This window comes from Rickettsia endosymbiont of Villa modesta, from assembly GCF_964026485.1.
Lineage (GTDB): Bacteria > Pseudomonadota > Alphaproteobacteria > Rickettsiales > Rickettsiaceae > Rickettsia > Rickettsia asembonensis.
This window is the reverse complement of the sequence record NZ_OZ032157.1, coordinates 1,074,090-1,086,876: the sequence shown is the minus strand read 5'-3', so window position 1 is coordinate 1,086,876 and position 12,787 is coordinate 1,074,090. Positions and strand designations below refer to the sequence as shown.

Genomic DNA, 12,787 nt, shown 5'->3' with positions numbered 1-12,787 from the left:
GGTGACAGGAGTGAAATTGAAACAGCACCTTTACAAGAATAACTTAAGAATGGTTAAGGTGTCTTACAAAGCAACCATGTTTAGGCAATATTCATTATTAAATTCCTTTCTTCTTGATTCAATTAAAGAATCAACCAATGATATATTATCTTTATTTCTAGATTTTACCAGTGCTTGAAATTCTTTAATTTTATTTTTTAGAGGAATCAATGTTAATTCTTTATCAAGTATTAATATTTTAGGTTCCGGGGACATATCTAAGTTAAAATTATATACCTTGAGTAAATGAAGAGTTGGTATATATACTTCTTTAACTTGAAAAGTTGGAAAATGAATATTTAGATGAGCGAATAATCAATGTTCTTATGGATAATTAATATCTAATACTACCAATTCTTCAGGTAAAAGAAGTATATTATTGAATTTTTAAAGGAATTAGAAGCAAATAATCAAGATAAAAGTAAGATTTATTTGATATGCGATAATGCTGGATATCATAGGTCAAAAAAGGTAAAAGAATATCTACAATACAGTAAAATAGAGTTACTATTTTTGCCAGCATATAGTCCTAATTTGAATCCAATTGAACGACTGTGGGAATTTATGCATTCTGTTGTAAGTAACAATAAATTTTATGCGAATTTTGAGACATTTACTGATTCTATACGAATATTTTTTGAAAATATTGAAAAATATAAAAATAAAATTTCTTCATTGGTAAATGACAATTTTCAAACCATTGTTCCTAATCATTTTAACAACTCTTCATGTTGAAGAAGTATATACACCAGATATAAAATATTATAATTAAAACTACAATAGAAAAATATATTAAATTAATTTTCTTTCACACAGCTTAAAGAGTTTGTATCATATGATGTTGTCACCAAAAGAAAATATTATATGTCTAATTCAGCTTTTTTAGTTGCATTTTTTACAACAATTATCCGTTATTATGATTATGCTCTATTCGGTTTATCGGCTAGTATTCTTGCACAAAATTTCTTACCTAATATAGAACAGGATAAACAACTACTCGGCTTTTTTGCCATTCTTAGTGCAGCCGTTATAGTACGACCTTTAGGGTCTTTAATTTTTGGATTTATCGGAGATAAATACGGGCGTACTAAATCTATTAAGATATCAATGTTCATGAGTAGCATTTCTACCGGATTAATTGCTATTACTCCTTCCTTTGAGATGATAGGTATTTTTGCTACGGTAATACTAACATTATGTCGAATGGTTTTTTTAGCAAGCCTTGCCGGAGAAGTTGACGGAATAAAAATTTATGTAGCTGAAAAAACAGGAGATAATCGGAAAAATTTAAATATAGGAATAGTTTCATGCTGTAGCCAAATAGGTGCATTACTTGCGGCTATAGCTTATTATTATGCTAGCAATTCCGGTATCCTGTATCTATGGCGGTTTAATTTCTTTATCGGTGCAATATTCGGTTTATTTGCTATTTTGATGAGAAGTTTTTTTAAAGAAAGTGGTGAATTTTTATATTATAAAAGTACTATAGAGCTAAATTTAGAAAGATTTAGACAAGATGAATTTAAGGAAGAGTCTGCGGAGCGTACAAAAGTACGTGAGTACAAACGAACTCCGCAAAATTCGCTTGTATTAAGCTTTCTAAATGACGCTCGGCAAATTATAAAAGATAATAAACTATCCTTTATAATAGCATTACTAATAAACGGTGCTATTGGAGGAGTGTATCATTTTTTAGTAATTTTCTTAGGAGTTTTTTTAACAAAAATAGCTTTTGTAAATCATCCTGAAATAAGATTTATGAATATAGCTCTTACTACTACCTATGGAATATCAGCTGTTTTTGCAGGGCTGCTTGCCGATAAAATAAACCCTTTAAGACAGATTACATGGGCTTTATTTGTTAGCATTATTGCTGCTTTAGGAATGCAAATAATGTTATACAAACAAATATTTAATATTCTCTGTCCAGTTATATTAATAGGACTTGCAGCATTTTATGCAGTACCGCTACAAATTATTGTTCAATCTTTGTTTAAGACTAATGTTAAAATGAGGCTTTATAGTCTATCTCATTCTTTTGGAGGTATTATTCTATCCTCAACTACTCCTTTCTTTAGTATGTTGTTGTGGCAAAATTTTAAGTCACTATCTCTAACTTTAAGCTTTTTTATATTTTTGCTTATAACATTAATGAGTACAGTGTTGGTTTTACGTAGGATGTTATCCTTACATGGATACTAAATCGTCATTGCGAGAAGAATTACACAGTAATTCGACGAAGCAATCCAGTAAAAAATTCTGATATACAGAATTTTTTACTGGATTGCTTCGTCGCCTACGGCTCCTCGCAATGACGACTCGGTATCCACGCAACAATGCCACGCGGGAATGACATAAATGAGCCACGCAACAGACTCAAAAACAAGAATAACATCAATTGTCTTATATAACTCTTCCGTCTTTACTGCGACCTGTAGGTTTTATGCTAGGGCTACTTGAAGATTTGGAGCTTTGCTGTGCCTGTGTTCCAATTTGCTTCGCTTCTTTTGCTAAGTTTTCAAATTTGTCTTTTAAGCTTTTTGTATTGCCTTCTTTTATATGTGTATCTTCACTAGCTTCTATATAACTCTTAGTTTGCCTTTTAGGTGCATTATCTTTAGATTGAGCATGCTTAGAATGTTCTATTAAAAATTTTGTACGAGGTCTTATTAGTTCATTCTCTTTCCCTGTACCTTTCTGTTTTTCTTCCTCCCATTTATCCCATTCCTCCGGTGATGTCCAGTATCTTGTTATTTTACTATCAAAGCCTTTTTCAAATTTGTTTATTAAATTTTTGGTGCTATTCTCTTTAATTTCTTTACCTCGATTTTCAAACTCAAAATTTTTCTTAGGAGTTATATAGTCAGATTGAGTATTTTCATGTTGTTTTTCTACAGTCTGTTTCTTTTCTTCTGTCCAGTATTTTTTGATTTTGCTGTCAGAGTCTGCTTCAAATTTTGCTATTCTATCTTTTATACCGGTAACTGCTCCTGTAGATATTTTAGGCTGCTCTTGGGTTGATTGCTTAGTATGTTTCGGAGATGTATTTTTAGATAATTCATAAGTAAAAGATTCTAAACTAGATAAATTCTTTTGAACTTTTTCTATATTGGAATTTAAATATTCTATTTCAGGCCCTTTATATTCTATTATATTTTTTAATGTGGTATTAATTTCTACAAAAGATTCTTTAATCTCTTTATTAAACTTATCATCACTATTACTTATCTTACTACAATTAGTAGAAATTTTTTGAAGCTTATCTAATATATCGTTAATTTTCCCATCTTTTTGAGAAGTCGATACCATACTTGCTAAAAATTCGCTTCTTCCTAAATTTCTATTAACATTACTTAAATATAGAGGTATGGTAGAGGCTGTAGTGTAATCTTGTGGAAATTTATCTATCTCTTCTTTAAATCTCTTTAAGAACTTTATTGTATCACCGAATATAGGATGAGTATTCCAGGAAAGAGCAGGAGGAGTCGGTATTGCTTCCTGCATTGGTGATGTATCTATAGCTAATTCGTCATTAAACAAGGTTCGTATTTTAGGTAATACATTATCGATATTAACATGTTTTGGTGATGTATCTATAGCTAATTCATCATTAAACAAGTTACGTATTTTAGGTAATACATTATCTATATTAACTTGCTTTAGTGATGTATCTTTAGCTAACTCGTCATTAAACAAGGTTCGTATTTTTGGTAGTACATTATCGATATTAACATGTTTCGGTGATGTATCTTTAGCTAATTCATCATTAAACAAGTTGCGTATTTTGGGTAATACATTATCGATATTAACTTGCTTTGGTGATGTATCTATAGATAGTTTTTCATTTTGTAGCTCAGATATATAATCATCTACTGCTTTTTTAAATTTATCTAAAACGGCACTATTTTGGGAAGGAGGCAGCATCCCGGTTTCATCCCACTCTAAAGCGATATTATCGCTTCTACGCTCCTCACGAGGATCAATTAGCTTATAGTAGTTTTTATTTAACAAACGAGGATCACGTGAATTTTCGCTCTTTTCATATTCCTTAATTTCTTCAAATATACCTAGTGTTTTATAAATATTATCTATTTCTTCTTGAGTAAGTCTTTCATTGCTTACTTCTTTTTGTTGGATAGATTTTTGTAATTCTTTTGTTGCCGTTAACTTATCTTTTGTTGTATTTGAATTTGATAAAATTTTTGCTTGTGCTAAATCAAGAGCTTCAATTAAATTAGTAGAGCCGCTTTTTCCAAAGGTGGTAGATAATTCTTCTTGACTTGAACCGATTCCTGAGTCGACAGAAGAAGATCTAGAAATATTATTAGATTTAAGATTAATATTTGCTTGTTGTACATAAGATTTACCGGCATCTATTAATATTTTATCAGTGAATTGTTCTAGTTCATTGAATGAGTTTTCTAGTTTTGCAAAAAGTTCTGTTGAGGAATGTACTATTGCCGGTGATAACTTAGGTATAGAATCTTCAGGTATAGTTTCTAAAGAAGGAGAATATTTACTTGTTTCTTTCTGTAGTACTGATTCATTTTGCCTTATTAAATTTGATATATTTTTAAATTTATTTGCTAATTCTTCAGATAATATATCAATCTGGTTATTGTTATTACTTCCGGCATATAAGACTAGAGCCTCCTTTATATTTTGCGAGATATTATCTGCATGATCTATTAATAATATCTTATATTGTAAATCTAATTCGCTTGAATTATTAGTATTACGGAAGTAATTTTTATTTACTGCTATACTTTTACTGAGTATATTTTTAGAAGCTTCTATAAGTTCTTTTTGCCCTTTCTCTTCTTTATTTTTTAACTCTTCAAATAAATTTTGTAAACCGTCTGAAAAATCTCCAGCATTATCAAGGTATAAAAATTTACTTCTTATAATCTCTTGTGCTTTTTGATTGGAAGCTTGTTGAGCTTTTTGTTTCTCTTGCATTGCTCTTAGAATGATATTTTTATCTAATGAATTAATCACATCATAAAAATTTTTCATTTCATCTAGTTTTTCTCTAGGTTCTTTTATTTTTTGTAATCGTTCTCTTAATTCTTGAAATTTATCCCATTCATGTTGTTCAAGAAAAAATTCTTCTATTTTTGTATTTTTAGCATTAGGGCTTCCTCCGCTACTCAGGATTTTATTTCTAGCTGCCTGTAATCTAGATGGTTGATGAGAGTTGATATTATTAATCAAATATAAAATTTCTTTTGATGTCTTATTAAATTCTTCATTATTAGTTGGATTTTTGATTGTTTCTTGAACTGCTTCCCTTAACTTTAGTATCTCTTCTTTAAGGCTAAGCTCTACTTTTTGTTGACCATGTGTTATAGCTTGTTCGTTTTCTTGTGAGGTAAGTATTTTTTTATCTTGCTGTATATTTAAGCTCTTTTTCCCTACTTTCTGAACAACTTCTTCCATCAATTGAAATAGATTAATATTGCCCTTTATTTCTAATCCTTGCTCATTAGTGATCGGTAATGAATTACTTAGTCTTAATAATTCTGAAAAATCTGAAGGGGATATTAGGACATCAAGTTGAGCCTTTGTTTTTCTACCTTTGCCGTCTTCCTTAAAGCCTTCAACTTTACCAATACTAATAGGTAGATGTTTTAAATAAATTTCTTTACTAGCACCCTGTATATTTTTATCATTTGCTACTTTGAAGTTAGCTTGTTGCTGAGAAACATACGGTCCAGGCTTTCTAGGGTCTATTTTGTTTATTAGAGCTTCTATAAAATCAGTTGTACGTGTTATAGCTAGTTTATCTGTTTCTAAAATATTATTTAAATTAGTATTTTTTATTAAATAAAGATTTCTTATTAGCCGGTCTAATTCATTCTTATGTTTCATAATTTCCCTCTATTAATAAAAATAAACCAAAATGTAATACCATTTATGTTAAATTAACAATACTAATAATTAGTATTAATTCAATATTTTAAATTTTGTTGCATTTGTACTTCAATAATATAATTTTATCATTTATTTTATCGTCTCAATGAGTTTTTTAACTCCCTCGACTGATTTATCAAATAGTGCTTTTTCCTCTGGAGTTAACTGTAGTTCTATTACTTTTATGACACCTTCTTTACCTATAATAATAGGTACTCCGACATATAAATCATTAACCCCATATTTACCTTGTAGATACGCGGCACAAGTTAGAATTTGACGTTTATCTTTTAAATACGCTTCAAGCATTTCTATTGCTGAGGCTGCAGGGGCATAATAAGCAGAACCTGTTTTAAGTAATGCAACAATCTCACCGCCGCCGTTTCTAGTACGATCGATTATTTTTTCAATATTCTCATTACTTGATAAGCCCATTTTTATCAAGTCAGGTATCGGTATACCTGATATTGTAGAATATCTTGCAAGAGGTACCATTGCATCACCATGACCGCCGAGAACCGTGCTATTAACATTGCTAACCGATACTTTAAATTCTTCAGCAAGAAAAAAATTAAATCTTGATGAGTCAAGTACGCCTGCCATCCCTATTACTTTATTATGAGGTAGTCCGCTTTCTTTAAGCATGACATATACCATAACGTCAAGCGGGTTGGTAATTACTATTACAAAGGCATCAGGAGCGTATTTTTTAACATTCTCTGCAACATTTTTCATAATACCGGTGTTAATACTAATTAAATCGTCTCTACTCATTCCTGGTTTTCTTGGTAAACCGGCAGTAATAATTATTGCATCAGATCCTTCAATATCTTTATAGTCGTTTGTGCCTTTTATTTTGACATCAGACCCGGCTATTGTACCGGCTTGCATGAGATCCAATGCTTTTCCTTGCGGTACTCCTTCAGCCACATCAAATAACACGATATCACCGAGTTCTCTAAGGCTAATTAAGTGAGCAAGCGTACCACCTATGTTACCGCTACCTATTAATGAGATTTTTGGATTTTTTTTCATTACTCCCTCTACAAATATTAAATATACCTATTACTATATTACAAATAGATTCAAGAAAAAAGAATTTTTAAATTATATTGTTAATTGGTTACAGGTAATTTTGAAAAAGCCAAAATGTTACTTGAATATGGTGCTACGGTGAATGACTATAAACAGATGGGTGAAGTATTATATTACTGTGGTCGTAACTCAGTAGAAAATAAAATTATTCTTTCACTATTAATGCATAATAATGCTAATATTAATTTTACAAAAGCAAATTTAGTAAGACAATGTAAAGAACCGCATGAAGAGGCAGAGCGGTTAATAAAATGAATTGAAAAAATAAAGGGCTTAATATATCAAAGTAAAGAAGTAGAGACGTTAAGAGTATATGTTGCCAGATTACAGAACTTAAAAAATAAATATGAAGAAGCAAACCAAGATGTTTCAAAAATAATATTAGATTATATTGAAAATCAAGAGAGTGATAGTTTAAAAGCTAAACTTGTTACTACTTGTCAAAATCTAGGGTTAATCGAAGATTATTCGGAAGTAGCTCAAGAAAATGCATTATATACCTCTAGTAAATGAAAAATTGTCAAAGAAGTCAGCAAGTGTTATTAAGTAAGAATGGATTTATAGAAAATTAACATCAGTAGAAAAAGAAGAATTAAAGCTTTACCATAGAAGCGAAAGGGATAAGAGGATTTGTGATAGAATCAAAGCTGTTTTCATGTATGATGATAGCTATAGTATTGATGAGATATCGAAAGTGTTATTACTGAGTGATGGGGAGGGATAAGAAAACATTTAATAGATTATCATAATGCTCAGAAGCTTAAGCCTGGAAATGGCGGTAGTGATAGTAAACTTACTAGACAGGAGGAAGCAGAGTTAATAGTTCATCTAGAAAATAATAATTATGTGTATGCTAGAGATATAGGTTTGTTCATAGAACGTCAATATGGAGTAATCTATACATTAGCTGGGGTAATCAAGCTGTTACACAGACTTGGTTTTAGTTATCAGAAACCTAAGTTAATGCCTGGAAAAATAGATTTAGCTAAGCAAGAGGAATTTAAGCTGCAATATAGTTTGCTAAAAAATAATTTAGCTAAAGATGAGTCTATTTATTTTATGGATAGTGTTCATCCTCAATACCAAACTCGAGCAAAATTTGGTTGGATTAGAAAGAATGTAGTTAAAACATTACCAAGTTTCAGTGGTTGGAAGCGTAAACATATTATTGGTGCTATTAATCTTAAGGATTTAGAGGTAGTAACAACTGACAATCCTAAGGTTAATGGTGATTATATTATTGAATTTTTAAAGGAATTAGAAGCAAATAATCAAGATAAAAGTAAGATTTATTTGATATGCGATAATGCTGGATATCATAGGTCAAAAAAGGTAAAAGAATATCTACAATACAGTAAAATAGAGTTACTATTTTTGCCAGCATATAGTCCTAATTTGAATCCAATTGAACGACTGTGGAAATTTATGCATTCTGTTGTAAGTAACAATAAATTTTATGCGAATTTTGAGACATTTACTGATTCTATACGAATATTTTTTGAAAATATTGAAAAATATAAAAATAAAATTTCTTCATTGGTAAATGACAATTTTCAAACCATTGTTCCTAATCATTTTAACAACTCTTCATGTTGAAGAAGTATATAAGTGTTTGGAGGATGCTTTTGATTTACTTGATCAAGGATTAATAGGAGAGGATGCTCAAAATACAGTCGTTTGATCAACTATTACGTGGATCGATTTCATGATTGTCCCTAGTGGTTAAGCTGACCTTGTTGTATGGTTTGATTTCATTCCTGCGTGGATTGGTTTTCTCGTCATTGCGAGAAAGTATTGTTGCGTAGACCAGTAAAACATACTCGATGTCATTCCCGTGTAGGCGGGAATCCAGAAAAAAAGGTATACATACAGCAAATTTTTGAAATTAAAAGCTCGATTTATCTCGCTTTATGCTGGATTCCCGCCTACGCGGGAATGACACAAAACGAGCCACGCAACAACACCGGCTTTACCACGGGGGGTGGTAGAGGTAAAACTGATCTACGCAACAAGACCGCTTGCAATGATGACTTGGTATTCACGCTGGCAATATCTTGCAGGATGATACACAAAACTATCAACGTTTTATCATCTTATTATATTGTTCCGATAAAACTTTTACGCCGTATAGCCATAATAGACATACGATTACAAAGCTAAACATCAATAAACCGGCTATGTCGTTATGTACGGCGTTCGGGAAAATACTAAAGGATATGAATTGAATAATAGCACCTATTGATTTACCGATTTTAGTACCCATAACATCAACGGCAGCTTTACCTTTGGTTTTCATTTCACTATCGAGCGGAATATATACCATTTCTTTAGTAGCATCAAAAAGTGAATATTTTACGGATTTGGAAAGTACATGCCAAAGCCCGCCGATAAAAACTATAACGACAAGCGGCGAACTATAGCCGAGAGTATTTACGATATTTCCTAGGTGATTTTCAAAAACCGTGAATGAAAAGAACATAACGCCGGCTCCAAACATCATAATCGGTGTTATAATAGCTCCCCAAAACCAGCCGCATATTCTAATTAAACTACTTCCTAAAAACGCACTAACTAACGTGAGTACTCCCGTCCAAAAAAACACTTCACCGTGATAGGATATAAAATCCTTTGTAGCAGGATAGAGTTGTTTTACTTTTGACATCCATAATCCTTCTATTAGGCTAATACTCATAGAATAAGACATTACAAGAAGACAAATAAAACCGAGATATCTAGAAGTTAATATTACTTTTGCACTTTCGACTAAGCTTAATTTTAATATATCCGTTCTTTGATTTTTAAATTTAATATTTTTGTCTGCTTCTACGACTGATTTATCAATAAGTTTATGAAGAGCTAGACAAATTAATCCGGATATTAAAATAACCGTAATAAATGATTTTAAAAGGATTTCATTTGTATCGTTTAGATGAGAAAATAAAGGTAATAAGAAATGCTCACTCTTAGCAAAATAAATAATTACGGTTCCTGAGATGAGTAAATTAGTTTGTCCAAATAAAGTAAAAAATGAGTAAAATCTCGGTGCTTCTTCGACTTTAGTAATTTTATTTGCAAGCTGCCAATATAAAAGAGTAAATACTATAACTGGCCATAATTCTCCCATAATATAAAATAATACTAAACTCCACTGTCCCAAAATTATTAAAAACCATTTTAAGTGAGGAAGAACAGTGATATAGTGCTTAATTAATTCGGGATCGGGATGAAAAAACTCTCTGTACGGAAATAAAATAAAACCAAAAATTGCAAAGAAAAATAAAAAAGTGCCGGTAATTATCCTAAAAATTTGCTCTGTTGTCATAATATTACAGAGTTTAGAATAAAGAATAACAAATAAAATTCCCATCGGCATTTCGCCCCAAAGTTTGATAAAACTCAATACTTCCGAGCTAATTAAGGTAACAACAAAACTATCTTTAATACTACGAACTAAGTTTTGATTAAGTAGAATAAAAAACATTAGTAAGGCCATCGGGATGAACTTGGTTAATTCATACGATCTAATCGGCCATACTATATGCCTAAATTTACTGTTTCTGGCTTTATTCCAAATTGTGAAATTAGAATCCACGGCATCCATTGATTTACTATGAGCTTATTTTTTTAGTACCGGATAGTTTTTAAAAAGCATTGGATATCATTCCTGCCTAGCATTGGTGTACGGATCAATTCCACCTCTGTTATCCCGTGGCTTGACCACGGGATCCAGTTAAAAATACTAAAATTATTAGTATTTTTTATTGTTTTTTGGACCCCGTGGTCAAGCCACGGGGTGACACAGCGAGCTTTGTCGGTCCACGTAACAATACCATGCGAGAATGACCTATAAGGCTGTAAGTCTTACAAAAACATAACATTTTCAAAAACCGTCCGGTACTATATTATTTTTTATGCAACCTAGACTATAATAAAAACTATGTCAAGATTTTTTAAAATAGTCTCAAATATTGTTGTTAATTACATTTGTTATATACTCGATGAACTTGAAAAATTGGCTACGTCGTTCTACAAGATCTGTGGTGCTCACGTATTAAGTATACGCTCCGCTCCTCGACTTGTGAACTCCTTGCTCTTTTCCAAGTCGATCTTCGTATACCAACTATTCATTTACGCAGAGTATACTCAATCGCTGCTTTAATAAACTGAATAAATAACGGATGAGCTTCAAAAGGTTTAGATTTAAATTCCGGATGAAATTGTACTCCTACGAACCAACGAAGTCCAGGTAGTTCAATTACTTCTACAATTTCTTCATCTTTTAAAAAACCGCTAAATACTACTCCGTTTTTTTCAAAAATATTTTGAAATTCATTATTAAATTTATATCTATGACGATGTCTCTCATTTATTTCAAGGCTTTTATAAGCATTAGCTGCAATGGTACTTGCAACCAAACTATAAGGATAAGAGCTGAGCCTCATAGTCTTTTTTACATTTTCAATTGTTATTTTTGAGTCTTCACAGTTTTTATTTATTTTCTCAATAATTTTTGTACCGTCTACTTTAAATTCTTCCGTTACTGCATCTTTAATACCGATTAAGTTCTGAGCTATTGCGATCGTCGCAAGTTGCATACCGAAACATATTCCAAAAAAAGGTATGTTATTAGTGCGAGCATATGTTATTGCTGTAATTTTTCCTTTAGTTGCCCGTTCTCCAAATCCGCCCGGTACTAGAATCCCGTCTATATTTAATAATTTTTTATTAATATTCTCTTCAGTTAGATTTTCAGCATTTATCCATACTAAATCAATTTTGTATTTGTAATAAATACCTGCATGATCAAGTGCCTCGATTACTGATTTATAAGCATCTTTTAATTTATGATATTTAGCTATTATAGCAATTCTTACTTTTGAATTAGAATTTTTTAGCCTACCAATTATATCATACCATTTATCTAATTTGGACGGTACGACATTAATATTAAAAAATTTTAATACTTTATTGTCAAGACCTGAATGGTGATACGCAATCGGTACTAAATATATATTTTTTTGATCTATTGCCGGAATAACATACTCAGATTCTATATTACAAAATAAAGCTATTTTATCTATTTCGCTTTTTGAAATGTTACGTTCTGCACGACATACTAGTATATTAGGTGTAATACCTATAGCACGTAATTCTTTAACTGAGTGTTGGGTAGGTTTTGTTTTCAATTCACGGGCGGTTTTAACATAAGGTAATAATGTTAAATGAATAAATAAGCAATTTTCGCTTTTTAATTTGTTACCGATTTGCCTTATAGCTACAAAAAACGGTAGACCTTCAATATCACCGACTGTACCGCCTATTTCACAAATAATAAAATCAAAGCCCTTGGTGTTTGAAAGTATAAAATCTTTTATTATATTCGTAACATGCGGGATGATTTGAACGGTAACGCCGGTGTAATTTCCTAAACGCTCATCTTTAAGTAATTTTGAGTATATCGCTCCTGTCGTAATGCTATCAAACTTGCACGAGGAAACTCCGGGTAAAACGTTCATAATGTCCAAGATCTAGATTAGTTTCTGCTCCGTCATCCGTTACATATACTTCTCCATGTTCGTGAGGATTCATAGTCCCAGGGTCGACGTTAAGATAAGGGTCTAGTTTTCGTACGCAAACTTTAAATCCTTTCGCTTGTAATAGCATAGCAAGAGATGCTGCCGTTAGACCTTTACCAAGTGATGAAACAACGCCGCCGGTAACAAAAATGAAACGTACCATT

General features: G+C 31.3%; 8 protein-coding genes and 3 pseudogenes. 4 read left to right on the top strand and 7 right to left on the bottom strand.

What is annotated here, in order from left to right:
* Positions 1 to 63: 63 nt before the first annotated feature.
* Positions 64 to 255: a hypothetical protein gene (locus AC5584_RS06255; protein ID WP_410527403.1), complete on the bottom strand. Its 192-nt coding sequence runs from the start codon at positions 253 to 255 to the stop codon at positions 64 to 66.
* A 159-nt stretch (positions 256 to 414) separates the two neighbouring features.
* Between AC5584_RS06255 and AC5584_RS06250 the strand changes: the two genes are divergently transcribed.
* Together AC5584_RS06250 and AC5584_RS06245 are read left to right on the top strand one after the other, a co-directional pair.
* The gene (locus AC5584_RS06250; protein WP_499217017.1) at positions 415 to 774 is read left to right on the top strand and encodes a transposase; all 360 of its coding nucleotides are present in this window, start codon (positions 415 to 417) and stop codon (positions 772 to 774) included.
* A gap of 129 nt (positions 775 to 903) precedes the next feature.
* Positions 904 to 2,241: an MFS transporter gene (locus AC5584_RS06245; protein WP_499216203.1), complete on the top strand. Its 1,338-nt coding sequence runs from the start codon at positions 904 to 906 to the stop codon at positions 2,239 to 2,241.
* Positions 2,242 to 2,442: 201 nt separating this feature from the next.
* Here the strand turns inward: AC5584_RS06245 and AC5584_RS06240 are convergent, their stop codons facing one another.
* The 4 genes and pseudogenes from AC5584_RS06240 to mdh form a co-directional block, all read right to left on the bottom strand.
* The gene (locus AC5584_RS06240; RefSeq protein WP_410527401.1) at positions 2,443 to 2,622 is read right to left on the bottom strand and encodes a hypothetical protein; all 180 of its coding nucleotides are present in this window, start codon (positions 2,620 to 2,622) and stop codon (positions 2,443 to 2,445) included.
* A 147-nt stretch (positions 2,623 to 2,769) separates the two neighbouring features.
* A pseudogene (locus AC5584_RS06235) lies at positions 2,770 to 3,147 on the bottom strand (hypothetical protein); the annotation flags it as partial.
* A pseudogene (locus AC5584_RS06230) lies at positions 3,136 to 3,348 on the bottom strand (hypothetical protein); the annotation flags it as partial. The pseudogenes AC5584_RS06235 and AC5584_RS06230, both read right to left, overlap by 12 nt.
* 2,694 nt (positions 3,349 to 6,042) lie before the next feature.
* Positions 6,043 to 6,987: a malate dehydrogenase gene (gene mdh, locus AC5584_RS06225; protein ID WP_499216202.1), complete on the bottom strand. Its 945-nt coding sequence runs from the start codon at positions 6,985 to 6,987 to the stop codon at positions 6,043 to 6,045.
* A 114-nt stretch (positions 6,988 to 7,101) separates the two neighbouring features.
* Between mdh and AC5584_RS06220 the strand changes: the two genes are divergently transcribed.
* Entirely contained in the window at positions 7,102 to 7,302 is a 201-nt protein-coding gene (locus AC5584_RS06220; RefSeq protein WP_499216201.1) for a hypothetical protein, read from the top strand.
* Positions 7,303 to 7,767: 465 nt separating this feature from the next.
* Complete coding sequence (locus AC5584_RS06215) at positions 7,768 to 8,643, top strand: IS630 family transposase (protein ID WP_499217016.1); 876 nt, start codon at positions 7,768 to 7,770, stop codon at positions 8,641 to 8,643.
* A gap of 481 nt (positions 8,644 to 9,124) precedes the next feature.
* On the opposite strand, the gene tlc2 is transcribed toward AC5584_RS06215, so the two are convergent.
* Both tlc2 and pyrG read right to left on the bottom strand, forming a co-directional pair.
* Entirely contained in the window at positions 9,125 to 10,648 is a 1,524-nt protein-coding gene (tlc2, locus tag AC5584_RS06210) for a nucleotide exchange transporter Tlc2 (protein ID WP_499216200.1), read from the bottom strand.
* 523 nt (positions 10,649 to 11,171) lie between these two features.
* A pseudogene (gene pyrG / locus AC5584_RS06205) lies at positions 11,172 to 12,786 on the bottom strand (CTP synthase).
* Between the last annotated feature and the right edge of the window lies 1 nt (position 12,787).